28 protein-coding genes and 1 tRNA gene are annotated in these 25,714 nt (G+C 69.3%); 10 read left to right on the top strand and 19 right to left on the bottom strand.

What is annotated here, in order from left to right:
• Entirely contained in the window at positions 1–426 is a 426-nt protein-coding gene (locus ACQEV1_RS38700; protein ID WP_433401246.1) for a PaaI family thioesterase, read from the bottom strand.
• Between the two features lie 111 nt (positions 427–537).
• Here ACQEV1_RS38700 and ACQEV1_RS38705 point away from each other — a divergent pair, with 111 nt between their 5' ends.
• Complete coding sequence (locus tag ACQEV1_RS38705) at positions 538–1,413, top strand: SDR family NAD(P)-dependent oxidoreductase (protein WP_433401249.1); 876 nt, start codon at positions 538–540, stop codon at positions 1,411–1,413.
• A 9-nt stretch (positions 1,414–1,422) separates the two neighbouring features.
• Complete coding sequence (locus ACQEV1_RS38710) at positions 1,423–1,902, top strand: MerR family transcriptional regulator (RefSeq protein ID WP_433401252.1); 480 nt, start codon at positions 1,423–1,425, stop codon at positions 1,900–1,902.
• A 43-nt stretch (positions 1,903–1,945) separates the two neighbouring features.
• Here ACQEV1_RS38710 and ACQEV1_RS38715 read toward each other — a convergent pair whose 3' ends face one another.
• The gene (locus ACQEV1_RS38715) at positions 1,946–2,299 is read right to left on the bottom strand and encodes a hypothetical protein (protein WP_433401255.1); all 354 of its coding nucleotides are present in this window, start codon (positions 2,297–2,299) and stop codon (positions 1,946–1,948) included.
• 198 nt (positions 2,300–2,497) lie between these two features.
• Entirely contained in the window at positions 2,498–5,287 is a 2,790-nt protein-coding gene (gene aceE / locus ACQEV1_RS38720) for a pyruvate dehydrogenase (acetyl-transferring), homodimeric type (RefSeq protein ID WP_349498003.1), read from the bottom strand.
• A gap of 262 nt (positions 5,288–5,549) precedes the next feature.
• On the opposite strand from aceE, the gene ACQEV1_RS38725 reads away from it, so the two are divergent.
• From ACQEV1_RS38725 to ACQEV1_RS38745, 5 genes are all read left to right on the top strand, one after another.
• A complete protein-coding gene (locus ACQEV1_RS38725; RefSeq protein ID WP_285628450.1) occupies positions 5,550–5,963 on the top strand; it encodes a secondary thiamine-phosphate synthase enzyme YjbQ in 414 nt (137 codons plus the stop codon).
• 149 nt (positions 5,964–6,112) lie between these two features.
• The gene (locus ACQEV1_RS38730) at positions 6,113–6,535 is read left to right on the top strand and encodes a DUF3052 domain-containing protein (RefSeq protein ID WP_285581524.1); all 423 of its coding nucleotides are present in this window, start codon (positions 6,113–6,115) and stop codon (positions 6,533–6,535) included.
• Positions 6,536–6,655: 120 nt separating this feature from the next.
• Positions 6,656–7,117 (top strand): peroxiredoxin, encoded by a 462-nt coding sequence (locus tag ACQEV1_RS38735; RefSeq protein ID WP_285628447.1) that lies wholly within the window; start codon positions 6,656–6,658, stop codon positions 7,115–7,117.
• 58 nt (positions 7,118–7,175) lie between these two features.
• Positions 7,176–7,505 (top strand): hypothetical protein, encoded by a 330-nt coding sequence (locus ACQEV1_RS38740; RefSeq protein ID WP_285628444.1) that lies wholly within the window; start codon positions 7,176–7,178, stop codon positions 7,503–7,505.
• A gap of 76 nt (positions 7,506–7,581) precedes the next feature.
• A tRNA-Val gene (locus tag ACQEV1_RS38745) sits at positions 7,582–7,654 on the top strand.
• A gap of 134 nt (positions 7,655–7,788) precedes the next feature.
• On the opposite strand, the gene ACQEV1_RS38750 is transcribed toward ACQEV1_RS38745, so the two are convergent.
• The 4 genes from ACQEV1_RS38750 to ACQEV1_RS38765 all read right to left on the bottom strand — a co-directional run bounded on the left by ACQEV1_RS38750 (position 7,789) and on the right by ACQEV1_RS38765 (position 10,996).
• Entirely contained in the window at positions 7,789–8,160 is a 372-nt protein-coding gene (locus ACQEV1_RS38750) for a DoxX family protein (RefSeq protein WP_285628441.1), read from the bottom strand.
• 83 nt (positions 8,161–8,243) lie between these two features.
• On the bottom strand, positions 8,244–9,101 hold the full coding sequence (locus tag ACQEV1_RS38755; protein ID WP_285628439.1) for an alpha/beta fold hydrolase: 858 nt from the start codon (positions 9,099–9,101) through the stop codon (positions 8,244–8,246).
• A gap of 120 nt (positions 9,102–9,221) precedes the next feature.
• The gene (locus tag ACQEV1_RS38760; RefSeq protein ID WP_433401262.1) at positions 9,222–10,130 is read right to left on the bottom strand and encodes an NAD-dependent epimerase/dehydratase family protein; all 909 of its coding nucleotides are present in this window, start codon (positions 10,128–10,130) and stop codon (positions 9,222–9,224) included.
• An 11-nt stretch (positions 10,131–10,141) separates the two neighbouring features.
• Positions 10,142–10,996 carry an SDR family NAD(P)-dependent oxidoreductase gene (locus ACQEV1_RS38765; RefSeq protein WP_433401265.1) on the bottom strand — a complete coding sequence of 285 codons (855 nt, stop codon included), beginning with the start codon at positions 10,994–10,996 and terminating at the stop codon, positions 10,142–10,144.
• 32 nt (positions 10,997–11,028) lie between these two features.
• Here ACQEV1_RS38765 and ACQEV1_RS38770 point away from each other — a divergent pair, with 32 nt between their 5' ends.
• The gene (locus ACQEV1_RS38770) at positions 11,029–11,535 is read left to right on the top strand and encodes a MarR family winged helix-turn-helix transcriptional regulator (protein ID WP_285628434.1); all 507 of its coding nucleotides are present in this window, start codon (positions 11,029–11,031) and stop codon (positions 11,533–11,535) included.
• A 327-nt stretch (positions 11,536–11,862) separates the two neighbouring features.
• On the opposite strand, the gene ACQEV1_RS38775 is transcribed toward ACQEV1_RS38770, so the two are convergent.
• Positions 11,863–12,414, bottom strand: a complete 552-nt coding sequence (locus ACQEV1_RS38775; RefSeq protein ID WP_433401269.1) for a nitroreductase family protein — start codon at positions 12,412–12,414, stop codon at positions 11,863–11,865.
• Positions 12,415–12,425: 11 nt separating this feature from the next.
• Here ACQEV1_RS38775 and ACQEV1_RS38780 point away from each other — a divergent pair, with 11 nt between their 5' ends.
• On the top strand, positions 12,426–13,088 hold the full coding sequence (locus ACQEV1_RS38780) for a TetR/AcrR family transcriptional regulator (RefSeq protein ID WP_433401272.1): 663 nt from the start codon (positions 12,426–12,428) through the stop codon (positions 13,086–13,088).
• A gap of 754 nt (positions 13,089–13,842) precedes the next feature.
• Here the strand turns inward: ACQEV1_RS38780 and ACQEV1_RS38785 are convergent.
• From ACQEV1_RS38785 to ACQEV1_RS38835, 11 genes are all read right to left on the bottom strand, one after another.
• Positions 13,843–14,055, bottom strand: a complete 213-nt coding sequence (locus ACQEV1_RS38785; RefSeq protein ID WP_433401275.1) for a hypothetical protein — start codon at positions 14,053–14,055, stop codon at positions 13,843–13,845.
• 452 nt (positions 14,056–14,507) lie between these two features.
• Complete coding sequence (locus tag ACQEV1_RS38790) at positions 14,508–15,293, bottom strand: IclR family transcriptional regulator (protein ID WP_433401278.1); 786 nt, start codon at positions 15,291–15,293, stop codon at positions 14,508–14,510.
• Positions 15,294–15,339: 46 nt separating this feature from the next.
• Positions 15,340–16,275 (bottom strand): PDR/VanB family oxidoreductase, encoded by a 936-nt coding sequence (locus tag ACQEV1_RS38795; protein WP_433401281.1) that lies wholly within the window; start codon positions 16,273–16,275, stop codon positions 15,340–15,342.
• Positions 16,272–16,478: a hypothetical protein gene (locus ACQEV1_RS38800; RefSeq protein WP_433401283.1), complete on the bottom strand. Its 207-nt coding sequence runs from the start codon at positions 16,476–16,478 to the stop codon at positions 16,272–16,274. The genes ACQEV1_RS38795 and ACQEV1_RS38800 overlap by 4 nt, the downstream gene beginning before the upstream one ends.
• Positions 16,475–17,521 carry a Rieske 2Fe-2S domain-containing protein gene (locus tag ACQEV1_RS38805; protein WP_433401286.1) on the bottom strand — a complete coding sequence of 349 codons (1,047 nt, stop codon included), beginning with the start codon at positions 17,519–17,521 and terminating at the stop codon, positions 16,475–16,477. Before ACQEV1_RS38805 ends, ACQEV1_RS38800 begins: the two co-directional genes overlap by 4 nt.
• 169 nt (positions 17,522–17,690) lie before the next feature.
• Complete coding sequence (locus tag ACQEV1_RS38810) at positions 17,691–18,512, bottom strand: alpha/beta fold hydrolase (RefSeq protein WP_433401289.1); 822 nt, start codon at positions 18,510–18,512, stop codon at positions 17,691–17,693.
• Between the two features lie 24 nt (positions 18,513–18,536).
• Positions 18,537–19,979: an alpha/beta hydrolase domain-containing protein gene (locus tag ACQEV1_RS38815; RefSeq protein WP_433401292.1), complete on the bottom strand. Its 1,443-nt coding sequence runs from the start codon at positions 19,977–19,979 to the stop codon at positions 18,537–18,539.
• Positions 19,976–21,016, bottom strand: coding sequence for an oligopeptide/dipeptide ABC transporter ATP-binding protein (locus tag ACQEV1_RS38820; protein WP_433401294.1), 1,041 nt, complete (start codon positions 21,014–21,016; stop codon positions 19,976–19,978). Before ACQEV1_RS38820 ends, ACQEV1_RS38815 begins: the two co-directional genes overlap by 4 nt.
• Positions 21,013–22,941: a dipeptide/oligopeptide/nickel ABC transporter permease/ATP-binding protein gene (locus tag ACQEV1_RS38825; RefSeq protein ID WP_433401297.1), complete on the bottom strand. Its 1,929-nt coding sequence runs from the start codon at positions 22,939–22,941 to the stop codon at positions 21,013–21,015. The genes ACQEV1_RS38820 and ACQEV1_RS38825 overlap by 4 nt, the downstream gene beginning before the upstream one ends.
• Positions 22,938–23,879, bottom strand: coding sequence for an ABC transporter permease (locus tag ACQEV1_RS38830; RefSeq protein ID WP_285584373.1), 942 nt, complete (start codon positions 23,877–23,879; stop codon positions 22,938–22,940). Before ACQEV1_RS38830 ends, ACQEV1_RS38825 begins: the two co-directional genes overlap by 4 nt.
• A gap of 40 nt (positions 23,880–23,919) precedes the next feature.
• Complete coding sequence (locus ACQEV1_RS38835) at positions 23,920–25,359, bottom strand: ABC transporter substrate-binding protein (protein WP_433401300.1); 1,440 nt, start codon at positions 25,357–25,359, stop codon at positions 23,920–23,922.
• Between ACQEV1_RS38835 and ACQEV1_RS38840 the strand changes: the two genes are divergently transcribed.
• On the top strand, positions 25,349–25,534 hold the full coding sequence (locus tag ACQEV1_RS38840) for a hypothetical protein (RefSeq protein WP_285628396.1): 186 nt from the start codon (positions 25,349–25,351) through the stop codon (positions 25,532–25,534). The two genes, ACQEV1_RS38835 and ACQEV1_RS38840, sit on opposite strands and share 11 nt — an antisense overlap.
• Positions 25,535–25,714: the final 180 nt, after the last annotated feature.

Here is a 25,714-nt window from a genome sequence, read left to right on the forward strand (position 1 = left end):
CTATCGCGGTTCCAGGATCGACTTGGTGAGCTGGGCGCGGGCGACCGTACGGCCGCTCGTCGTCGCGGTCACGGACAGGAACGCGAGCCGCCGGGTACGGCGGTCCACCTGTCCGCGCACCTCGACCCGGTCACCGTCCCTGGCCGCCGTGACGAGCTGCGTGGCGATCGCGTGGGTCACCGCGTCCTCCGCCCCGGACAGTTCGGGGAGCAGCGCCAGGTAGGCGGCCAGCTCGAGCACCGTGCCCAGCGCCGCGGCGTGGAGGGCGCCCCTCCCGTTGCTCGCCAGGCCGTCCACGACGAACCACGCGCCGGCGGCGGGCGCGTCCGGGTCGATGAGCCGGGCACCGAGGGATCGCTGCAGCGGGACGTCCAGGGCCGCCGCGGCACGGGCCGCCAGAGCCGCGCCCGTCAGGAGTTCGGCCATCCCCCGATCCTGCCGCCGCCGGGGAAACCCGCGGTGTAGCCCGCTGGACCGGCGGATGACCAGGACGCCGCGCTTGCGTTCGAGCGCGCTCGAACTCCTAGCGTCTCCGGCATGACATCACGAGCAGGGAATCAGCGGACATGGATCATCACCGGCGCGTCGGCGGGCTTCGGGCGCGCCATCGCCGAGCGTGCGGCCGGGCAGGGGGACAACGTCGTGCTGGCCGTACGGCGGCCCGCCTCGGTGGCCGACCTCGCGGCCGCCCACCGCGACCGGGTACTGGTCATCGAGTTCGACGTATGTGACACCGGGCGGGCCGGTGACGTCGTGCGTTCGGCGATCGACCGGTTCGGCCGGGTGGACGTGCTGGTCAACAACGCCGGACGCGGAGTGGTCGGCGCGGCCGAAGAGGTCGGCGAGGAGGAGCTGCGCGCCTCGCTGGAACTCCACCTGCTGGGTCCGGCGGCGCTCGTACGGGCCGTGCTGCCGTTCTTCCGCGAGCAGAAGTCGGGCACGATCGTGCAGATGAGCAGCCAGGGCGGTCGGATCTCCTTCCCGGGCGTCGGGGCGTACTCCGCGGGCAAGTTCGCACTCGAAGGCTGGTCGGAGGCGCTGGCCGACGAGGTCGCGCCGTTCGGGGTCCGGGTGATGCTCGTGGAGCCGAGCCGGTTCCGCACGTCGTTCAACGCTCCCGACGTGCTCCGGTTCGCCGGTTCCAGCCCCGTGTACGCCGGGGTGCTGGGGGCCGTCCGCGACGACATGGCCGGCGCCGACGGTGTCCAGGAGGGCGACCCGGTGCGGGCCGCGGAGATCATCGTGGACCTGGTCGCTGGCGAGGAACTGCCGCTGCGCCTGCCGCTCGGCCGCGAGGCGGTCGAGCGCATCGGACGGTCCTACCGGCGGGGCCTGGACGAACTCGAACGCTGGGCCCCGACCGCCCACGCCGCCGACTTCCCCGATGCCGCCACGTCGGCCCGGCCGATCTAGGGTGATGACGTGGCCACCGATGATCTGATGTCCCGAGCACTGTCCGCGCTCGACGAGGTCGACGGCCCCATGTCCGTCGAGGTGATCCACCGCCTCGTCGACGCGGGCGACGCGACCGCACCCATGACGATCACCGAGGTCGCCGACCTGCTCGGCATGTCGCCGCACACGCTGCGCTACTACGAGCGGGTCGGCCTGGTCACGGTCGACCGCGACGCCGACGGCCACCGCAGCTACGGCACGGAGGCGGTACGGAGACTGGTGTTCCTGACCCGCATGCGCCTGTCCGGAATGGCCATGCGCGACCTGCAGCACTACGTACGGCTGGTCGACGAGGGCGATGACACCGTCCCCGAACGCCTGGACATGCTCCTCGAACACCGCGACACGATCCGCCGCCAGCTGAAGGAACTGACGCTGTCGCTGGCGGCCACCGAATACAAGATCGCCACCTACGGCGGCCACACCGGCACGCGGCAGACCGACTGAGGGTAAGCCGCCTGTTCTTCAACATCCTCGACGCATTCGCCGGTCAGTCCGGCGACCAGTGCGGATCGAGGCTCTTACCGTGGCCATGCGGACAACGGCCATAACCGCTAACTGAGACATTCCAGTGATCGAAACAGTACGGCACGTCGCACGCCGGGCAGAACCCGGCGTCGTCGTAGAACTCGGCGGTGTGCACCCTCGCGAAGGTCCAGGGCACGGCGAAGGCCTCGGCGATCGCGGCGGCCCGCTCTGCCTGTATGTGGCTGCCGAGCCCGTTGCCGGCCACGACGCCTTCGAAAAGAAGATGCCATTCTTCCGCACGCCTGTATTCGTCGTAGGTGACGCGGCGCGATGCCGGCCACTCATGAAAATCGTGCGGCCGCAGCCCTGGCGGCACTACTTCAACGAAAGTCGCGGGCCGACCACAAGCAGCGCACAACGGACGGACGACGACTCGGCCGTGAGGAAGGTCCGACATAGCCGATCAGTGTGCCATCACGTCGATCCCGAAAAAAGGCAACGATCCACCACCGTCCCACGGACACGAGAGCGGGGGCGTCCGCGCCGGACGCCCCCGCTCTCAACGGTCCGGGGATCAGCCGGGGGTGGTCATCGAGTCGGTGGTGGTCTCCGCCGGGGTCTTGTCCGCGCCGACCACGACGTCCGCGCCCTCGCCGAGCTGGTAGCGCTCGATCGCGCGCTGCAGGACCTCCTGCTTGACCTCGCCGAGGCGGGCCAGGCGGGTCAGCACCGCGAGGGTGATGGACGCCGCGTCCACGTGGAAGAAGCGGCGGGCGGCGGCGCGGGTGTCGGAGAAGCCGAACCCGTCCGTGCCGAGTGACGCGTAGTCGCCCGGCACCCACTGCGCGATCTGGTCGGGGACCGCGCGCATGAAGTCGCTCACCGCCACGATCGGGCCCGGCTGGCCGTCGAGGACGCGGGTGACGTACGGCACGCGCTGGTCGGCCTCGGGGTGCAGGAGGTTCCACTCGTCGGCGGCGATGGCCTCGCGGCGCAGCTCCGTCCACGACGTGGCGGACCACACGTCGGCGGCCACGCCCCACTCCTCGGCCAGCATGCGCTGCGCCTCCAGGGCCCAGCGGACGCCGACGCCCGACGCGAGGATCTGCGCGCCCGGCGCCTCGCCCTCGACCTCCGGCGCCTCGGCGTACCGGTACAGGCCCTTGAGCACGCCGTCCACGTCGAGGCCGGCCGGCTCGGCGGGCTGCTGGTACGGCTCGTTGTAGACCGTCAGGTAGTAGAAGATGTCCTCGCCCTGCGGGTGCTCCTCGCTGGAGCCGTACATGCGCCGCAGCGCGTCCTTGATGATGTGGGCCAGCTCGAACGCCCACGCCGGGTCGTAGTAGACGCACGCCGGGTTGGTCGAGGCCAGCAGCGGCGAGTGACCGTCGTTGTGCTGGAGGCCCTCGCCGGTCAGCGTCGTACGGCCCGCCGTGGCGCCCAGCAGGAAGCCGCGGCCCATCTGGTCGCCCAGCGCCCAGATGCTGTCACCGGTGCGCTGGAACCCGAACATCGAGTAGAAGATGTAGACCGGGATCATGTGCTCGCCGTGCGTGGCGTACGAGGTGCCCGCGGCGATCGCCGAACCCATCGCGCCGGCCTCGCTGATGCCCTCGTGCAGCATCTGGCCCTGCTCGGACTCCTTGTACGACAGCAGCAGCTTGCGGTCGACCGCCTCGTACGTCTGGCCGTGCGGGGAGTAGATCTTCGCGGACGGGAACAGCGAGTCCATACCGAAGGTGCGGTACTCGTCCGGCGCGATCGGTACGAACCGGGCGCCGATGTCCTCGTTCTTGATCAGGTCCTTGAGCAGCCGGACGAACGCCATCGTCGTGGCGACGTTCTGCTTGCCCGAGCCCTTCTTCAGCTCCGCGTACACCGGGTCGCCGGGCAGCTTGAGGGCCTTGGCGCGGTTGTGCCGCTTGGGCAGATAGCCGCCGAGGGCCATGCGCCGCTCACGCATGTACTGGATCTCGTCGGAGTCCTCGCCCGGGTGGTAGTACGGCGGCAGGTCCGCCTCGAGCGCCGAGTCGGGGATCTCCAGGTAGAGCCGGTCGCGGAACTCCTTCAGCTCGGCCTTGGTGAGCTTCTTCATCTGGTGCGTCGCGTTGCGCGCCTCGAAGTCGGGCCCGAGCGTCCAGCCCTTGATCGTGTGAGTGAGGATCACGGTCGGCTGGCCGACGTGCTCGCGCGCGGACTTGAACGCGGCGTACAGCTTGCGGTAGTCGTGACCGCCGCGCGACAGCTTGCGGATGTCGTCGTCGGTCATGTGCTCGACCATCTTGCGCAGCCGCGGGTCGTCACCGAAGAAGTGCTCGCGGATGTAGTCGCCGGTCTCGACGGAGTACGTCTGGAACTGGCCGTCCGGCGTGGTGTTCATCTTGTTGACGAGCACGCCGTCGACGTCCTGGGCGAGCAGCGGGTCCCAGTCGCGGCCCCAGATCACCTTGATGACGTTCCAGCCGGCGCCGCGGAAGTACGACTCCAGCTCCTGAATGATCTTGCCGTTGCCACGTACGGGACCGTCGAGCTGCTGCAGGTTGCAGTTGATGACGAAGGTCAGGTTGTCGAGCTCCTCGCGGGCGGCCAGGCCGATCGCGCCGAGCGACTCAGGCTCGGCCATCTCGCCGTCGCCGAGGAAGGCCCACACGTGGGAGCGCGAGGTGTCCTTGATCTTGCGGTTGTACAGGTAGCGGTTGAACCGCGCCTGGTAGATCGAGTTGATCGCGGTGAGGCCCATGGACACCGTGGGAAACTCCCAGAAGTCCGGCATCAGCCGCGGGTGCGGGTAGGAGGACAGGCCGCCGCCCGGGTGGGAGATCTCCTGCCGGAACCCGTCGAGGCTCTCCTGCGGAAGGCGTCCCTCCAGGAACGCGCGCGCGTAGATGCCCGGCGCCGCGTGGCCCTGGATGAAGACCTGGTCGCCGGACTCGCCGTGGTCCTTGCCGCGGAAGAAGTGGTTGAAGCCCACCTCGTACAGGGAGGCCGCCGAGGCGTACGTCGCGATGTGGCCGCCGACGGAGAGCTCGGGGCGGTTCGCCCGCGACACCATGATCGCGGCGTTCCACCGGATGTACGCGCGGATGCGGCGCTCGACGTACTCGTCGCCGGGGAACCACGGCTCGCGCTCGGGCGAGATCGTGTTGATGTAGTCGGTGCTGCGCAGGCCGGGCACGCCCACCTGCTGCTCACGTGCGCGCTCCAGGAGGCGCAGCATCAGGTAGCGGGCGCGACTGCGGCCCTCCGTCTTGATGACGGTGTCGAGCGACTCCAGCCACTCCCGGGTCTCATCGGGGTCGATGTCCGGAAGCTGACTGGGGAGGCCGTCGCTGATGATCGAAAAGCGCTGGCGTCCGGAAGCCACGGGGTCCCCTTCTTACTCACCCAGGTGCAGGTCTGGATCGTCGGTTGTCCAGACCATCGTCGTACGTCGTGCCCGTTAACGCATCTCTACCCCCGGGTAACCGTAGTGCCCTCGCTCCCGGCCGGGGCGTAGCGCCGTGTGGAGAGCCCGTACTCAGGGGATACCCGCCGTCAGGAGGTGAAACGACCGTCGCGCCCGGACCCGGATCGATCTTTCCCAGACCACACCCGGACAGCCGTGCGGGACAGGTAGACAGAGGCACATGAGAACCGAAGTGATCCGGGTGGCCACCGGCAGCCGCGACACCGTTCAGGACATCACCGGCGAGTGCGCGGACTTCCTCGGCCGGACCGGCGCGCGCGACGGGCTGCTGCACGTCTTCGTGCCGCACGCGACGGCGGGGATCGCCCTGATCGAGCTGGGTTCGGGGAGCGATGTGGACCTGCTCGACGCGATGCGCGCGCTCCTGCCCAAAGACGACCGGTGGACCCATTCCCATGGGTCACTCGGACACGGCAGGTCACACGTGATGCCGGCGCTCGTCCCGCCGTACGCCACGATCCCCGTCGTGGAGGGGAAGATGGCCCTTGGGACCTGGCAATCCGTGGCCGTCGTCGACCTCAACGTGGACAATGTCGTGCGCAACGTACGGCTCAGCTTCATTGACGGCGGTTGACACAGGTGGACGGGTTTGCTCACATGCGGGCAAGACACTTGCGCGCGGGGTGGTCCGGCGTGTGAACTGTCCGGCAATGCCGCACCTCACGAGCGGCAGACAATGATCATCGTGGCCCGGCATGCGGCCCCGACACAGGGAGGACGTTCGTGAGCGCGACCGCGGGTCAGGCGCAGAGCAGCCTGGCCGAACGGCTCGGTATCAAGCCGAGCCAGGTGGTGCAGGAGATCGGCTACGACGACGACTGCGACGAGGAGCTGCGCAGCTCCATCGAGGAGGTCTCGGAGAACGAGCTGGTCGACGAGGACTACGACGACGTGGTCGACGTCGTGCTGCTGTGGTGGCGCGACGACGACGGTGATCTGTTCGACGCTCTGTCCGACGCGCTCACCACGTTGGCGGACGGCGGCCACATCTGGCTGTTGACGCCGAAGGCAGGGCGCGACGGCCACGTGGAGCCCAGCGACATCGGCGAGGCCGCCCAGACGGCCGGTCTGTCGCAGACGAGCAGCATCAGCGCGGCCCGCGAGTGGTCCGGCACCCGCCTGGTGACGCCCAAGGCACGGCGTTGACCCACCTCGCACTGGGGGATCGTCATCACTCGCGGCATCCGCGAGTCTCCTGACCGCCTCTTCGGTACCGGGTGGCAGACTGGCGCTTGCGTCCGAAAATCCGTTGAGAGGTTACAGAACATGGCGATTGAGGTTGGCGACGCCGCACCGGACTTCGAGCTGAAGGACCAGCACGGCACGCCGGTGAAACTTTCGGACTTCAAGGGGAAGAAGACCGTCGTCCTGGTCTTCTATCCGCTGGCGTTCAGCGGCATCTGCACGGGGGAGCTCTGCACGATCCGCGACGAGCTCCCCACGCTGGGCGGTGACGACGTCCAGGTCCTGGCGGTCTCCGTCGACTCGGTCTTCGCCCACCGCGCCTGGGCCGAGAAGGAGGGCTACGAGTTCCCGCTGCTCTCCGACTTCTGGCCGCACGGCGACGTGGCCAAGGCGTACGGGATCTTCAATGAGGACGCGGGCCTCGCCCAGCGCGGCACGTACATCATCGACAAGGACGGCGTGGTCCGGTGGAAGGTGGAGAACGCCATTCCGGACGCCCGTGACATCGACGAGTACCGCAAGGCGCTCGCCGAAATCTCGTAGTCTCCTGCGGCCGGACCCGTCCCACGGCGGGTCCGGCCCCGGACACTCTGGAGGGGCCATGCCCTGCTATCGCTGCGGGGCCCGGCAGACCGACCCGATCCGCGGCGCGAGCCCCTGGAAACGCGGGGTCCGCGACGAACGTCAGGTCCTGGTCTGCCCCGGATGCCAGACCATCGACGGCTGGGCCGGCGACCTGGACCACTGCACGGCCTGCCACTCATCGGTCCTGGTATGCCGCCTCGGCGAGATCGAATGCCGCGACTGCGGCCACGTACGCACCGCAGAACGCACCGGAGACACTCTGGTCACCTCCGGAGCCCCAGGCCTGTCAGAGGAGGTCGAAGCGGCCCTGAGCCGCGTCCTCCGCCGACGAGCCGCCCCGACCTGACCCGAAGAACCCGTTCGGTTTGCCAGGCAGCCCGTTGATTTCGGTAGGCTTTCCCGGTCACCGGAACTCCGGTAGCGGGCGCATAGCTCAGTGGTTAGAGCACTGGTCTTACAAACCAGGAGTCGCTGGTTCGAATCCAGCTGTGCCCACCCCTTGATCGACATGCGAAACGGTGCCTGACCTGCGGCTACGCGGTCAGGCGCCGTTGGTGTGAGGTCCGGCCGTCTCCGGCTGTGACCGGCTCTCGGCGGCGCTGGCTGGACCGTGCCGCCCCGGCCTCGGTTCAGAACGCGTATGGCCCGAACCTGCCCCATGCCACAATGGCGGCCAGGATCAGCAGTACTCCGCTGGGCGCCAGCGCCTGGAGCTCTCCGCGCCGCAGGTGCATCACCGCAGCGCCGGTCATGATCAGCGCCAGCCCGGTTGCGGCGAGCGGGACCAGAATCGGCGTGACGTTGACCGCGGCGGGCAGGATCACGCCGATCGCGCCCAGTACCTCCAGCGCACCGATCGCGTTGGGAGCCCAGCGCGGTGCGTCCTGGGCCCAGTCCTGAGCGGCGATGTATTTCTCGCGTGACAGGGCCAGCTTGAAGATCCCGGAGAAGAGGAAGGCCGCGGCGAGTAGTGCGGCGATGACCCAGAGAACGATGTTCATGATTTCCCCTCGGCAGAAGGAGCGTGCGTACGGGAGTTGGACAGGTGGCCGGATGGGGGGAGGACGTCGGCCAGGGGGTGACGTCAGGGGAGGAATGTGGTCAGTGTCTTTGTGAACCAGTCGGGGTCTTCTTCGGCGACGAAGTGTCCTGTCGGGGCGACCGCGCTCTGGAGGTTGTCGGCGTGGGGGGCCAGGGCCTGGACGGTGGCGGTGCCGGAGTGGGTGGAGCCGATGGCCAGGACGGGCATGGGGAGATTGCGCTGGGCGAGCAGAGCGCGGTTGTCCCGGCCGTCGTCCAGGAGGGTGCGGTAGTGCTCGAAGCCGCCGCGCAGCCGTTCGCGGCCGCTGTATGCCTGGGCGTAGGCGGCGAGGTCGTGGTCGCTGAAGGTGCCGGGGTTGGACATGGCGGTGAACGTGGCGGTGAAGAACTCCAGTTCGTGGCCGTCGAAGAGCATTTCGGGAATGTGCGGGGTCATGAAGAAGCCGAAGTGCCACATGCCGCCCTCGGCGACGTTCATCGCCTCTTCCAGGCCGAGGCCGGGCAGGATGGAGTCGACCAGGATCAGATGGGAGACGTCCTCGGGATGGGCGGCGGCCCAGGCAAGGGCGACCATGGAGCCGATGTCGTGGCCGGTCACGGCTACCGGGCCGGTGAGGTTCAGGGCTGCGAGGATGCCGCGTAGGTCGTCGGCCTGGTTGGTCTTGGCGTAGCCGCCCTCGGGTCGGTCGCTGCCGCCGGTACCGCGCAGGTCGGGTACGACGACGGTGTGCCGGTGGGCCAGGGCGGGCATGACGCGGGCCCAGGCGCGGGAGGTCTGGGGCCAGCCGTGCAGTAGCACCAGGGCCGGTCCGCTGCCTCCGACGGCGACCGACAGGCGGGTGCCGTTGGTCTCGATCCGCTGACGGGAGAAGCCGTCGGGAAGCCAGTCGGCAGTGCTCATGAGAAGCCCTTTCATCGAAGACAAGTGGTCAAGAGGTGTGGTGGGAGGGCCGCGTTGAGGCGGCTTCGGGTAGAGGGCTGCGCCAGCGCAGGTGAGGATGTAGCGGTGGCGCAGCCGTGGTCACGCCCCGGGGATGGCGAGCCGACGCAGGCGTTCCTCGCCGATCATGGTCAGCATGTCGGCGTGCTGGGGCTGCCAGCCCAGGTCGTGCTGTGCGCGGATGGCGCGGATGCGGCTGGAGGCGGCCATGACGAGGGCACCGAATTCGCCCCACACGCTGCCGGCCTCCTCGAGGGTGAGGCTGCGTGCTGTCACTCCGAGGTCGGCGGCGACGCGTTCGGCGATCCAGCGGTTGGGGGTCTCTCCGGCCACCGCGTGGTACAGCCCACCGGGCCGGCCCTTTTCGAGGGCGAGGGTGAACAGGCGGGTCACGTCGTCGATGTGGACGTGACTGTAGGTGTTCAGGCCCTGACCGACGTAGCAGGCCGCGCCTGTCCCGGCGACCGACTGATAGACCATCGACAGGTGGCCATGGTCTCCTGGCCCCCAGATCAGACCGGGCCGGATGACCATCGCGCGCAGCCCGTCTTGAGCGGCGGCCAGGACGGTGTCCTCGGCGGCCTTGCGGAAGTCGGCCAGGGGTTCGGGCGTGAACTGGTCGTCCTCGGCGAAGACGTCTGGGCTCCAGGCTCCTGCGGTGCGCTGCAGTAGCACTCCGCTGCCGGACAGGAAGATCAGCGTCTTGTCTGTGCCGGCCAGGGCCCGGGTGAGGTCCTGGACGGTGGCGGATTCCTGTTCCGGACCGGCCTGGGCGGCATAAATGACCGCGTCGGCGACCTGTGCCGCCTCGACGACGGCGGGTCGGCGCCCGTCAAGGTCTCCCGACGCAGGGATGATGCCCTGTGCGGTGAGGCTGGCGGCTGCGGTTTCGGCGCGGGCCAGGCCGATGACGGTGTGGCCTTCGGCGGTAAGGTGCCGGGCCAGGGCACCGCCGACGAAGCCGGTGGCACCGATGATGAAGATGTTCATGACGGGCTTCCTCAGGAGGGCAGGGCGCTCAGCTCGCCGCCGTCGGCGTACAGGATGGCGCCGTTGATGTAGGAGCTGGCCGGGCTGATCAGGAACGAGACGATCTCGGCGATCTCGCTGGGGTCTCCGGCGCGGCCGCGGGCGTTGGTCTTGTCCAGCATCGCGGTGTGTTCGCCGAGCATCGCCTTGGTGCCCTCGGTGTGCACGGGACCGGGCGAGACGGTGTTGACCCGCACACCGGACGGGCCGAACTCGGTCGCCCAGTAGCGGGTGAGGATCTCTGCTCCCGCCTTGGAGGCGCCGTAGGCGGCGCCGACGGGGGCGGGCATGCGGGCCGCGCTGGAGCCGACGATCACGATCGAGCCCTGCCCACGCTCTGCCATGCCCGGTGCCAGCGCGCCAACGAGCAGGAACGGGGCCCGCGTGTTGACCGCGACGTGCCGGTCGAAGCTCGCGGCGTCACTCGCCGCGGTCGGGACGAACTCATACAAGCCCGCACTGTTGACCAGGATGTCCACGGCTCCGGCCTCGGCGGCCAGGCGGAGCACGTCATCCGCATCGGCGAGGTCGGCAGCGACGAAACGGGCGTTACCGTCTTCCGCCGCGATCTCCTTGACAAGGGCTTCGCCACGAGTCTGATCGCGGCCATGCAGGACAACGTCCGCGCCTTGACGGGCCAGGCTCTGCGCGACGGCCTTGCCAATGCCTGACGTCGCTCCGGTCACGAGTGCGGTACGGCCCTGCAAGGCGGTGCTGACGCTCATGGTGATCTTCCTTGCTGTCGTGTTCTCGGCGCGCGGGACGGGCGATGCCCTGCGCGCTTTCGAAATCAATCTATGCGGCAGATGTTCTGTTGACAAGAACATCTGCTGAGCAGCATATGCGATAGGATGTGTGGGTGAGCGCATCCACGTCCGGGAACCAGCAGCCGCGTGACGAGTCGGAAAGCCTGACACTGGAGACCGACCTGGGCTGGGCGATTCGCTTGGTCTCTGCGGCCTTCCGTCGCGTCGCCACCGAGTCCGTCACGGAATTGCCCGGCGGAGCCCGCGGTTACCTGGTCCTGGTCGCGCTGGCCGGCGGCAGCGAGCCGCCTTCACAGCTCGCCCTGGCAAAAGAGCTGAGCCTCGACCGCACCGTCACGACCTACCTGCTCGAAGCCCTCGAAGCCGACAACCTGGTAGCCCGCAAACCCGACCCCCGCGACCGGCGCGCACGCCAGGTCCTCATCACCGACGCCGGACGCGCCCGCCTCGCGCAGGTGCGCCAGAGCCTCGGCGCAGCCGAAGCGCGCCTCCTTGCCGACCTCGACCCCAAGGACACCGCACAACTGCGAACACTGCTGGCCCGCGTCGCGCAGACCGCTCAACGCGAAGTCGCCGCTCCCGACGAAACAGAGTGCTAAATCGTTTCCGCCGCGGCGTCGTCGGTAAGCGCCGCATACAGCGCGGCACATCGCGGAACTTCCCGCGGAGCGCTTAACCAAGACGCCGATCGCTCGCAGGTACGCCTGCGAGCGCCCATCGACATCCATCAGGGTGCCCTTGATGATGGCGGAGCTCTCCGTTTTCGTCGCCGGATGCCTCCAAGTGTCGGGCCTGGCGGAGCGGCACAGGCCGGAGCGGCATAGGCCGGCGCGACCGAGGTGGTTTTCTCCCGGCCGGCTCTTGCGGCGAGGCTGACCAGCACGGAGCCGGAGGTTCCCGGGCCAGGTCGTCGGCATGTGGCGGCGTCAGCCGGTCTGGCCCCAGTGGTCGTAGTAGGTGATCTCCTGTACCGGTGGCCGCGCGCCGGGTGAGAACGTGGTTGTTGTGGTGTAGCCGACCGCGAGGAGCGACACCTGGGTGACGCCGTCGGGAATTCCCAGCAGCTTGGCCACATCGGACTCGTGCTCGGCAAGGTGGTAGCCCACGATGCTGCTGCCGAGCCCCCGCGAACGCAGTGCCAGCTGCAGGCTCCACAGCGCCGGGTACACCGAGCCGTAGAACGCGGAAAGCACGGCGTTTCCCCCGGCCGGTCGACCGGAAAGGCAGGGCAGCAGCACATACACCGGGATCCGCTCCAGCATGTCAAGCGGGTACCGGCCGGATGCGAGGGTGCGCGGCGGCGCCAGGTGGCCGTACTTCGCCTGTGACTTCTCGCCGGCCGCCCGGATCATCCCGGCCAGCTGGTTCTTCAGGTGCTGGTCGCGAATCACCAGCCAGCGGAAGCCGTCGGCGAACGCGCCGGCGATGGGCGCCTGCTGCGCGATGCTCAGGCATTCGGTCAGCACTTCGGGTTCCACCGCGCGAGACGTTGACCAGGGACAAGGTGCTCGCCGCCGCGCTGCGGCTGGCGGACACACACGGCCTTGCCTGGCTATCGATGCGCAAGCTCGCCGCGGAACTCGGTGTCGAGGCAATGTCGCTGTACAACCATGTGGCCAGCAAGAGCGATCTGCTGGACGGCATGGCATCCCGCGTATTCGAACTGATCGAGCTACCCGATCCGGCGCTGCCGTGGCCGGACCGGATCCGGGCGCTCGGCGTCGGCGCGCACAACACGTTCAGCGCCCATCCCGTCGTGGTCGGCGCGCTGGCATCGGACCAGGCCAACCCGCGCTCGATCGGCGCGCTGCGGCTCATCGACGCGCTGCTCGGCGCGCTGCTGGACGCCGGCCTCGATGAGCGCGCCGCGGCGCAGCGGTATCGGTCGCTGCTCGGCCTGCTGTTCGGCCTCGTACTGTCCGATTCGATGACCGCGGCAGGCGATCGGCCCGAGCGTGACGCACCGATCGCGGACTGGTTCGGCCGCATTGCCACCGCCGACGCGCTGCCCAGCCTGCACCGCGTCCTGCCGGCGCTGCTGGACCAGAACTGCGCCCCGGACGTGGAGCAGGAGATCGAATTCTTCATCGCCGGGGTGCGATCGGTGGCGCGGACACGCCGGAAACAAGCGGGCCGCGGCAAGCAGCGCTGACCAATGGCCAGAGCGGCCTTCGGCGAAGCCATCTTCTGTTCAAGGACCGCTGCTGCTGTCGGAAAGCGCATCCGTCGCATCGGAATACGTCAAGTTCACTGACCAGACCCACGTAGTCGGCTGCCTCTGCTCGCGGTCCTGCTATCTGCGGGACGACTTCAGTCCCTTCCATCCGCCGACGTCACGTTGTCATGAGGGCCAGGCCGACCGCTGCCGATCGGAAGCCGCGATGAAGCCCTCTCTGCCAGACCGGGTCTTCGACCTGCGGTCGCCGCCCGGCGGGCTACCGGCCGAGGTAGGTCGCGATCTCGACGGGCGCGGTCTCGCAGGAGTGTCGCGAGTCCGGGCCGGAGCACGGTGGCCTGCGGGGATCGGTGTGGCCGAGCAGGCATCGGACCCGCGCAGGGGCACGCCGGCCTCGATGGCCAGGTCCGCGCAGGCGTCGCGCAGGGCGCGCGGGGTGAGGTCCGGGCCGGCGGCGCGTCCGGCGAGGCGGACGGTGCGGAACACCTGCGAGTCGGCGACGCGCCGGCCGTTCCGCGTCGCCACGATCGGGCCTTCGGCGCGCCCGCCGGCCGCCCGGCCGATGGCCCGTGCGACGCCAGGAGGCAGGACCAGCCGCCGGGTTCCACCGCGGCGCGTCACGGTCAGCGTCCGGCGAGCGTGCGTGCTCCGGCCCCGGGGCTTCCGCGTCCCTGCCCGGTGAGTCTGGGGCGGCCGCGGCATGGCCGCGTGGATCGCGACCGGCTCTGCCTTACGCGGGCGGGGCGTGGCGGGCCCCGGCTGGTGTGCGAAGGTCGTCCAGGTCCTCGATGCGGGCGGTCGTGACGTCGCGGGCTCCGCAGCCGAGGAGGAGGATCAGGCGGACGACGACGGCGGCGCGCAGGCCGGTCTCGTCGGCGGCGTTGATGACCGCACGCGCCTGGTCGGCGGTCAGGTGGTGCGTCGCGCACGCCGGTGCGGTCAACGTACGGGCGGCGGGCGCGGGCGGTCGGTTCGCGGGTCACCGTGAGGCCGAACCGCCGACCCTCGTCGATCGCGTACGTGGAGGACGAGCCCAGGCTGGACAACATGCGTGCGCGAGTCGACGGCGCCTTTCCCGAACGTTCCAGGGACGCAGCCCATGCGTCGAGGTGGGCCCGCCTCGCCGTGAGCGGTTCGGCGTCGCGTTCGTTCAGCCAGGCCGCCCACGGCGCAGGCCACACCGATATCTCGACCTTCGAGCTCCGGCCGATGGCGCAGACCTGATCCGCCTGCCGGTCGGCCGGATCGAACATCGCCAAGTCCTTGGAGGACTGATTAACGAATATGAGAGAGCAGGCTGACCAAGGGCGCGCTCGGCCGCGAAGCCGCAGGTCAACATAGCAACTGGACACCGTTCGTGAACCACCACCAGCACCTCGGCACCCGCTCCGCGTTTCAGCAGGTCGGGTTCTGGTAGGCGCGAACGGTCGCGCGAGGAGCGCCGAGTGCACGCGAGATTCCGCGAGCGGCCGCCCGCACCGTGGGGGCCAGGGCGTGCGGACGGGCGTTGTCGGTCTGGACGACAAGAGAGACGGACGCGACGACGGTCTCGTCCGGGCCGAAGACCGGCGCGGCGACCGACACAGCGTCCTTGGTGACCTGCCGGGAGCTGACCGCGTAGCCGTCCCTGCGCACGTCGGCGAGGACGCGGCGCAGGCGGCCCGGATCGACGATCGTTTCGTCGGTGAAGCGCCGCAGCGGCGCGCCGAGGACCTCCTCCTGTACGTCCGCGGGAGCGTAGGCCAGCAGCACGAGGCCCACGCCCGTCGCGTGGAGGGCGAAACGGCCGCCGACGCGGGTCAGCACGCGTACGGCCGCGCGGCCCGCGATGCGCTCGACGTAGAGCACCTCGGTGCCCTCGCGCACTGCCAGCTGCACGTTCTCGTGGGTGACCTCGTAGAGATCTTCGAGGAACGGCATCGCGTGCTCGCGAAGGCCCAGCCCGCGCGGCGCCAGGGATCCGACCTCCCACAGCCGCAGCCCGATCTGGTAGCGCCCGTCGGGTCGGCGTTCCAGGGCGCCCCAGTCGAGCAGCTCGGCCGCCCGCCGGTGCGCGGTGGCCAGCGAGACGCCGGACCGCTGGGCCAGCTCGGTCAGGGTGAGGGCGGGAGTGGACGGGGTGAACGCCCCCAGCAGGCACAGAACCTTGCTGGTGACGGATCGGCCGGGCTCACTCCCCATGCCACTCCTCCTATCCGAGTCCGTGGCAGCTACCCCCTGGTGCGCGTCAGAGTTCCAGCACGAGGCGGGGGGACCGGGCGCGCGACACGCAGATCATCATCGTGTCGCACGCCGCGCGCTCCTCCTCCGTCAGCAGCGAGTCGTGGTGGTCGGGCTCGCCGTCGAGCACGGTGGTCTCGCAGGTGCCGCAGGTGCCCTCGCGGCAGGACGACAGGATCTGGAGACCGGCCTGCTCCAGGGTCTCCAGGATCGACCGGTCGGGAGGGACGACGAACGTCGTGCCGGACAGCGCGAGCCGGACCTCGAAGCTGGTACGCGGGCCGGTGTCCTCGATCGCCTTGAACCGCTCGACGTGCAGGGATCCGGAGGGCCAGGTCGCGCACCGGTCCTCGACGGCGGCCAGCAGAGGCTCGGGGCCGCAGCAGTAGACCGCCGTGCCGGGGCACGGCTCGCCGAGTAGGGAGTCCAGGTCCAGCAGACCGGTCTCATCCTGCGGGCACACCGCCACCTGGCTTAGTGCACCCAGCTCAGAGAGGAAGGCCATCGAGGCCCGCGTACGGCCGCCGTACACGAGCCGCCAGGCGGCGCCGCGTGACCGTACAGCGGCGATCATCGGCAGGAGCGGGGTGATGCCGATGCCGCCCGCGATGAACAGGTACCGAGCGGCGGGCACGAGCGGGAAGTTGTTCCGTGGTTCGCCGACCGTGACGACGTCGCCCTCGGCGAGGTCGTCGTGGACGGCACGCGACCCGCCCCGGCCGCCGGGCTCGCGCAGCACCGCGACCTGCAGGGACGATCGGTCGGCCGGGTCGCCGCACAGGGAGTACTGCCGGATGAGGTCCGATCCCAGCTCGACGTCGACGTGCGCGCCCGGCTCCCACGCGGGTACGGGGCCGCCGTCCGTACGGCGCAGTGTCAGCATCACCACCCCGTCGGCCACGGTCTCCTTGCGCGTCAGCACCATCGGCAGGTCGGTGGTCATCGCGTCCCGGCCAGGTCCCGTACCGGTGCCGGGGCGGTGGCGTGATGCCCCTCGGGATGGGCGAGCAGCCATTCCCACAGCTCGACCGGGTCCTCGGCCTCGTGCTCGGCGCCGCAGTGGCAGACCCCGACCAGCCGGTCGGTGCCCAGCCGCCAGTGCACGCGGTAGACCCGGTCCCCGCTCAGCACGGCGGCGCGGCTCATGCCGGCTCCTTCACCGGAGAGGCGGCCATCCGGGCCAGGATGCGGCGCGCGGCCAGGCCACCGGTGTCGATGTTGATGCTGAGCTCCTGGTACCCGTCGGCCTCGGCCGCGATGACCTTCTCCAGGGTGTTCAGCGCCGCGACGTCCTGCAGGACGACCGTGCGGTTGCTGTCGTGCAGGAAGCCCGAGACCTTCGCGTCCTCCAGGGCGAAGTCGCGGGCGACCGCCCAGAAGTCGTGCGTGCTGTGCTCGGTCTCCGGCGTGATCGCGTACACGACCTCCACGTGAAAGGCGTCCGGGTCGGTGCCGTCGGCGTTCGGCAGCACGCCGGCCGGGGCGATGCGGCTGTGCAGCAGGTACAGGCACGGCGGGCGGTACTCGATGTCCTGCCAGCGCGTGATCCGGCCCTTGATCCCGGTCGACTCGGCGTAGAAGGGCGGGCAGGCGGCGTCGGCCATGCGGCGGCTGACGTAGATGACGCCCTTCTCGTCGTCGACCTCGGTGGTGATGGGCGTCTCGGCGACCTCGGGCGTGCCGATGTACCCGCCGTGCAGGTACGTCTCGTGCGACAGGTCGAGCAGGTTGTCGACCAGCAACCCGTACCGCGCGGCCAGCGGCTCCATCCCCCGCACGGCCGTGTACGCGGGGTCGGCCAGCCACGGCGCCCGCGGGATCAGGTCGGGATCGGCGAGGTCACGCGAGCCGATCCAAACCCAGACGAACGAGTCCTGCTCCACCAGCGGGTACGACGCCACCCGCGCCGTACGCGGGATGCGTTTCTGGCCGGGCACGAACACGCATGATCCGGACGTGTCGTAGGTGAAGCCGTGGTAGCCGCAGACGATCGTGTCGCCGTCGCGACGGCTCTGCGACAGAGGGAAGCGCCGGTGCACGCACCGGTCCGCGAGCGCCACCGCCGTACCGTCCTCGGCGCGGAAGAACACCAGCGGTTCACCGCAGACCGTACGAGCGAACAGGTCGGTGCCGATCTCGTCGGCGTAGGCCGCGACATACCACTGGTCGCGCACGAAACTCGAAATCACGTCCCGCTCCTCGAAGATGCCGGAAAGGTGCCAATACAGTGACCTATGCGCCCACCTCGCGAAATAGAGGTTTTCAGTGGCTGAAAAATTACGGGCCTGCTGGGCGACCCACGGCCCGGTCGGGTTCGCCCTTGGTGCCGGCCGCGTTCTTACGCGGCCACTGGTCCAGTCAGGAAGTCAGCTCGTCGAGGTACACGGCGACCTCGGCGACCAGCCGTTCTGGACGCTCACGCGCGACGAAGTGCCCCTCGTCCTCGAACAGCACAGCCTTCGCGCGCGGAACGCTGCGGGCGGCCCGTAGCGCCGACTCGGGCGAGATGACGCCATCGCGCATCCCGGCGAGGATGAGCACGGGAACGTCGATGGTCCGCAGGATCGCGCTGAGCTCTTCGTTGGTCTTGGCCTCGGGGAACGGCATGCCCTGGTTGATCTGGGCCTCCTCGGCGCTGTACTCCAGGTGGCGCCGCACGAGCGAGGCGATGGTCTCCTCCCGGAGCGCGGCCCGTTCCGGCGTGTCCGTGGAGCCCCCGAGGATGCGGAACTGCTTCTCGATGACGTCCCTGTTCCTCCGGTTCTCGACGATGGCGCGGCGGCCCGCCGAGGAGGACGTATCACCATCGCGGTCGTGCGGGGTGCCCACCACCGAGATGAGCGCTTTCAGCCGCCGCGGATGGCGCCGGGCCAGATGCCAGCCGATGCCGCCGCCGTGCGAGACACCGGTGTAGACGAACCGGGACACGCCCAGATGGTCGGCGAAGGCGATCACGTCATCGGCCCATTGGTCGAGCCATCCCTGCTCCGGCGCCGCCCGCAGATGGGTGGAACGGCCGAACCCTCGCGCCTGGATGGTGAACACGTGGCAATTCGTCGGCGCGTTCGCGAGCACGGCCGGGTACCCGTCGAACCCGGAGGCACTGGACAGGACGACTTCGTCACCGCTCCCGTATTCGTCGTACCAGAGCTGCACGTCGTTCGTTTCGAAAATGGGCATGAGAACCTCCGTAGTAGCCCGAATTCAGCATGCGGGGAACAGCGTCAGCGCGCGCTGCTCGGCCGCGACCAGCAGCGGCTCCACCTCCGGCCAGAGCAGGAAGCCCTGAGCGAGCAAGGCCAGGCAGCTTTCCCGGTAGCGGTTGAGGTAGTCCTCGGCGGTCGGGTACCTGGCATTCAGCGACTCGGCGGAGAACGGCGTCATGTTCCCGGCCAGCCAGGTCATCGCCGCCGGCTCGATCGTCGGCATCCACGGTGAGGGCCGGCATGCCCCAGGCACTGGTGTGCTGTGCGGGTGGTATCGCGCGACCGGTGTGGAGATCCACGGGGTGCGGATACCTCCCAGGACGTTGCCGTGTTCGTCCCGTGCGAGGGACACCGCGTCCCCGTGGCGTTCCCCGTCGAATACGAAGCGGTCCGCGTGCGGCGGCGCCTGGCCTTCGGCGACCCACCGGTCCAGAAGGGAGAAGACGGCGCGGGCGACGAAATCCAGCCGGGCGTCACTCCTCATCTCCACGATCCGCCGGCTCGGGACCGGCAACCCGCGGCGGCGGTACTGCTCCTGGTTGGTGTTGACCTGATCCGGGCCGGTGCTGTCGTGCGAGGTACCCGCCACCTGATACAGCCGGTACCGGTCGGCCGGATCGTCGCCGTCCGGGCGCAGGACCGGGCCATGGGTTTCGGACTCGACCTCACTGAGTAGTTCGATCACGGGCGCGTCTTGCCCGCCGATGGTGCGCCGGCCGTCCCCCATACCGGGCAGGCCGGTGTCGTCCGACAGACCGGGGTAGCCCGCACCCGCCGCTCCTCCCGAGGAGATGCCGACGACGTAACCGTCGAAGACGGCCGCACCGCCGGGCAGCCGCCGGCGTTCGTAAAAGCCCTCGCCGAGGAATACCCGGCAGAAGCTGCCGGTCATCGACCAGCCCGAGAGGTAGGCGCGGGCGATGTCCGGTCCTTCGTCCCACAACCCGGCGGCGCGTGTGCGCAGCGCGGTGACGATGTCCGCGACGATGTCGTAGCGCAGACTGGGCGTGGGGATCGAGAGCTCGCCGTACCGGACCGGGTCGAACTCCGTCCGCATGGATTCGGCGATGCGCGGCTCCTGAGTGATGCCCACCCAGGCCGCGCCGGTGCGCATGATCCACGGGTGCAGCACGCGCCATGTGTTGGCCGTGTCGTACTCGGGATGCAGCGGTTCGGCCTGCACCACGCCGTTGAACCGCACCGGGTCCGCGGGTCGGCGGACGAGAACCCGGGTCGTGTAGGGGACGTCGGTATCGGCCGGCACCGCGCGCAGGTCGGCGTCATAGGTCCACGCGGTCGCGGTGCCTGTGACCAGGTACTCGTCTTCGCGGTACCCGGCGGAGGCGAGGTCGACGCCGAAGCCGGTTCCGGGGATCCGGGCGGCTCCGAGCGGCAACGAGCCGGCGGATGTCTCGAGCGGACGGGCGCGGAGGACTGTCATTTCGATCCTTCGGTCGTCGTCGATCGCGACTCGCGGGGGATATCGTCCTCGGCGTCCGGCGGAAGTTCGCCATAGCGGTGGCACGCGACGGCGCCGTCGACACCGGTGGGTTGTAGCACCGGTCGTTCCTGGAAGCACCGGTCCACGGCGAACCGGCAGCGGTGCGCGAACGGGCACGAGTCCCCGAGGGGCGCCGCGCGCCTGGGCTCGATCCGGTAGCTCGCACGCAGTTCACGCCGTTGTCGTTGCCGCAGCGGGTCGTGTACGGGGGCGGCGGCGAGCAGAACCCGCGTGTAGGGGTGCTGGGGCGACTGGACCACAGATGCGGCGCTCCCGGTCTCCATGACGCGTCCCCGGTAGAGGACCAGGACGCGGTCGGAGACGTGCTCGATGACGCTCAGGTCGTGGGAGATGAACAGATAGCTCACCCCCAGTTCGCGCTGGACATCGGTGAGGAGGTTGAGTATCTGTGCCTGGACGGACAGATCCAGAGCGCTGACGGCCTCGTCGCAGACGACGAGCCGGGGACGAACGATGAACGCCCGCGCGATCGCGATCCGTTGCCGTTGGCCGCCGGAGAACTGTGCGGGATAGCGGGAAGCGGCATTCTCCGGCAGTCCGACCCGGTCGAGCATTTCCGCCACCTGCCGGCGTACGTCTCCCGTCCCGCCGCGCTCCCGCCGTAGCCTGGCCACGAGCGGCTCGGCGACGGTGTAACCCACCGTCTTGGTCGGGTCCAGTGAGCTGACCGGGTCCTGGAAGACGACCTGTATGTCGGTGATCGGCTTGCGTCGCCGTACGCGACGCGGATCCAGTTCGCTGCCCTCGAAGCGTACGGTGCCGGCCGTGACGGGGGCGATCCCGAGGATCGCCTTGGCGATCGTGGACTTTCCGGAGCCCGACTCACCGACCACGCCCAGCGTTTCGCCGGGGGCGACGGTCAAATCGACGGAGTCGACGGCACGGAAGCGCTGGCGCCGCCTGCCCGGATAGTCGACGCACAGCCGCTCGACCTGAAGCAGCGGGTCGGTCTTCATCGGCGCGCCTCCCCGCCCAGCAGGGTGTCCACCCTGAGGCAGCGGGAGAGCCGCCCTTCGGATATGTCCTTGACGGGTATCGCTCCTTCCGTGCATCCCGGCTGCGCGAGGTCGCACCGGCTTGCGAAGCGGCAGCCGGCCGGCCAGCGCTGTGGCGTGGGAACGGAGCCGGGAATGGCCTGGATCCGCTCTCCGACGTGGGTGTTCTCCGGGCTGGACAGCAGCAGGGCCCGCGTGTAGGGATGTGCCGGCCGGTCGAAGACCTCGCCGGCCGGCGCGGTCTCGACCACCTGGCCGGCGTACATGACCACGACTTTCGTGCAGACGTCGGCGACGACGCCCCAGTCGTGTGTGACCAGCAGGATCGCCATGTTGTTCTGCTGCTGCAGCGAGCGCAGCAGGTCGAGGATCTCCGCCTGCACGGTCACGTCGAGAGCCGTGGTGGGCTCGTCGGCGATGAGCAGTTCGGGACGGCCGGCGATCGCCATCGCGATCGCGACCCGCTGGGCCATCCCGCCCGAGATCTGGTGAGGGAATCGGCGGGCGACGGCCTCGGGGTCGGGGATTTCGACCATGCGCAGCAGCTCGATCGCGCGGGCGTGCGCCGCCTTGCCCTTGATCCCGTCGACTGCCCGGACGACCTCCGCGACCAGGGACCCGATGCGGAAGGAGGGGTCGAGCGCGGCCATCGGTTCCTGCGAGATCATGGCGATCCGGCGGCCGCGCAGCTTACGGAACGCGCGCTGGTCCAGATCCTGCACCGGGCTGCCGTCGAAGACGACCCGTCCCGAGGTGATCTGGCAGTTGCCGGGGAGCAGCCCGATCACCGCGCGCGCCGTCATCGTCTTGCCGCTGCCCGACTCGCCGACCAGGCCGACGGTCTCTCCCGCCGCGATGTCGAAGCCGACGGCGTCGAGCAGGGTGAGTGGACGCTCACCATCGGTCGCCACCGACAGGTCGCGCACCGAGAGCAGCATGTCGGTGGCGGGTTCGGGCCGGCCCGCCGTCTCGGGCGTGCCGGTTCGCCGTTTGCGGCGTGAGGCGGGTGCGGCGGCGTACTTCTCCGCGCTGACGTCGCGGACGACGTCGCCCAGCAGGCCGAAGGCGAGCACCGTGAGCGCGATGGTCGCCCCGGGCGGCACGAGCATCCACGCGTCCTGGTTGAACACGGATGCGGCGTCGGCGACCATCCCTCCCCAGGTCGCCGCGGGCGGGGGAGGTCCCAGAGACAGGAACGTCAGACCGGTCTGCACCCCGAGAGTGACGGCCGCGAACAAGGACGCCTGGATGATGATCGCGCCGCGGCATCGGGGAAGCACGTGCCGCACGACGACCTGCAGCCGGGACAGGCCCATCAGTTCCGCCGCGGTCACGTAGAGCTCCTCGCGGGCGGTGAGCGCCGCCCCGCGGATCACCCGCATCAGGCCGGACGAGCCCAGCACGCCGAACGCGATCATGGCCGAGGTCATGCTGTGGTTGAAGATCGACAGCACCGCGAGCAGGATGATGACGACCGGCACCGACATGACCACCTCGGCGACGCGCATGGCGATCCGGTCGAAGGTGCCGCCGAGGTACCCGGCGAGCAGACCCGTCGGCAGCGCGACGATCAACAGCGTGACCACCGCCTCCAGTACGCCGAGCAGTGAGCTGCGACCACCGTGCAGCAACCGGCTGAGCAGATCGCGTCCCAGGCTGTCGGTGCCCAGCCAGTAGCCGCCCGACGGCCCGGACCGGACCGCGGACAAGTGCTGGGCCAGCGGGTCGTACGGCGCGATGAGCGACGCCAGCGCGCAGGCGAGGATGAGTACGACGAGGAACGCGACGACGATCGCGCCCCTGGGCGACCTCAGCACCGACCGCACCAGGCCCGTGTTCGCCGCGTTCGCCGCCGGGCGGGGCGCCGGTTCGGGCAGCGTTGTCAAGATGCCCTCACTTTCGGGTTCAGCATTCCGTATGCGAGGTCGACGAGCAGGTTGAGGATGATGACCACGACGGTGAAGTAGACGCCGATGCCGAGGATCACCGGCAGATCGTGGTCCGTGGTCGCCTGCGTGGCCAGGCTGCCGAGACCGGGGAGCACGAACACGCCCTCGACGAACACCGTGCCGCTGAGCATGGACACGGCGACCACGCCCAGCACCGTGACCACGGGGATGGCGGCATTGCGCAGCATGTGCTTGAGCACGATCCGCGACTCGGCGACACCGTTGCCGCGCAGGACCCGGATGTAGTCGGTGTCCTGCACCTCCAGCGTCGCGTCGCGGGCCTGCTTGGCCACCGCCGTGACTCCGAACAGGCTGAGCGCGATCACCGGCAGGACCAGTGAACGTACCCAGTGACCCGGCGACTCGGCGAGCGGAACGTAGCCGGTCGCCGGGAACAGGCGGATCTTCACGGCGAACAACGCCACCAGGACGATCGCCACCCAGAAGTTCGGCAGCGCGAGCCCGGTCAGCGACAGCACGTCGACCACGCGCGCCGCCGGCCCGCCGCGGATCGCGCTGAACATCCCGAGGGCGGTGCCGGCCACGGCGCTGACCAGCACGCAGCACAGCACCAGTGACACCGTGACCCCGAGCCGGGCGTTCAACTCCGAGGTGACGGCGTCACCGGTGAACAGGGAGGCCCCGAGATCACCGTGGAACAGCCCGGAGAGCCAGTGCCAATAGCGCTCGAGCCACGGCTGGTCCAGACCCATCTGCTGGTGCAGGGCGGCGATGCCTTCCGGCGTCGCGTTCTCCCCCAGGATGGTGCGCGCCGGGTCGCCCGGCACGAGCGATTCGAGGGCGAACACCACCACCGATACCAGCAACACCAACGGAATCGACAGGGCGACCCGGTGGGCCAGCAGCTTCAGCATGTCCGTCGTCCTCCTTCCGGCGTGGACGATTTCCCGGCGCCTACTTGCTCTTCCAGGCGAGATCGGCCGTGGGAGCCACCGGCATCGGGTTGGGGTTCAGCACCGAGGTCTTGACATTGGTCAGCTTCGGGCCGACGTACAGCAGGTTCTGGGTGGAGAACACCGGGACGTACCAGGCGAGGTCGTGATAGCGCTGGGAGGCCTGCTGGTAGAGACGCGTGCGGTCGGCGCCGTCGGACGCGAATGCCTTCGCCAGCGTTGACTCCAGTTGCCGGTCCTTGTTGCCGAACGGGTTGAACAACCCATTGGAGATCTGGTTGTGCGCCTGGAACATGTCGGTCCCCGCGCTGGGAAAGATGATCGCGGGGTACTTCCTGCTCAGCGCGTCACCGCTGAACTGCCCGATACCGGTCGATTCCACGTGCAGCGTGGCCTTGATCCCGATGTCCCCGAGCGCGTGCACGATGGCCTGCGAGTAGGTGGTGTTCCGGTCGAGGAGGGATTCGGTGAGGACGGTCATCGAGAAACCGTTCGCGTAACCCGCCTCGGCCATCAGGCTCTTCGCCTTGGCCAGGTCGTAGTCGTATCCGGCCTGCGGCAGGTACCCGTCGGTTCCGGGTAGCAGCACCTGTGTGCTGGGAGCGGCGTACTGTCCGCCGAGGGCGTTCGCCAGGCCTTTGCGATCGAGCGCGTAGGCGATCGCCTGCCGGACCCGAGCGTCGCCCAGTGGCTTACTGGTCTTCCCTGCGGAGTCGGCCAGGATCAGCGTCCAGTTGAAGAACGGTGCGGACAACACGTTCAGTTTGGCTTGTTTCGCCGCCTCGGCCGTCGAGGCGGCGCCGCCGGCGAACTGCACCTGCCCGGTCTGTGCCGCGGACAGCACGGCCTGCGCATCGCCGATGACGCGGATGGTGACCCCGCTGAACATCTGGGCGGAGGGGTTGAAATAGCCGGGGTTCTTGTCGTAGGTGTAGCGACTGTTGGTGACCGACGTCTTACCGTTGTAGACGTACTGCCCGGTTCCGTCGCTGGCCGTCAGCAGAGACTGGGGATTCGCGAGGCCCTTCGGTCCGATGATCGTCCCGATCCCGTGGTACTGCGTCATGGTCATGGCGGCGTCGGGGTTCGGGGACTTGTAAGTGACGCGGACCTTGTCCGGCCCCACGGCGGAGATCGAGTCGACCGGCCCGGCGTCGCCGACCAGGCCACCACCGGCCTTGCGGAAGTAGTTCATCGACGCCACCACCGCGTCGGCCGTCAGCGGGCTGCCGTCACTGAACTTGACCCCTTGGCGCAGGGTCATCTCGAAGACCTTGTTGTCCTGGCCGACGTAGTTCCAGGAGGTGGCCAGGTCCGGTACGAGCTTGCCATCGCCACTGAGATGGATCAGCGAGTCGTAGGCCAGCGCGGTGAAGACCGCCGAGAGCCCGTTGCCGCCCAGCGCCGGGTTGAGGCTGATCGGCGGCCCCGTGAACTGCAACGTGAGTTTCGATGACGAGGCACCGCCCGAAGACCCACCGCTGGACGACGAACACGCCGCCGCGCCGAGCAGGGTGATCGCGACAGCGCTGATCGCCCCCACCATCATCGGCGAGCGCCGTCCGCTACGTGAAGGTCTGCGCATTGTTTCCTCCTCATCTCCGGGGAGCGGCTGACCGCCTCACGCCAGCGCGGCAGTGCCGACCGTGATCGGGCAACGACGGCCGTGGCGCGGAGGCACCGCCGCCGGATCGCCGTCGAGTGTGCGGTGGATCGTATGTTCCTGATCTGCCAGGCGTCAACGGTTGTGTCGCACATTCTCCTCGGCGTACTGTTTGCGGGCGACTGGGCATGTG

Source organism: Actinoallomurus sp. CA-142502 (assembly GCF_050936355.1).
Taxonomy (GTDB): domain Bacteria; phylum Actinomycetota; class Actinomycetes; order Streptosporangiales; family Streptosporangiaceae; genus Actinoallomurus; species Actinoallomurus iriomotensis.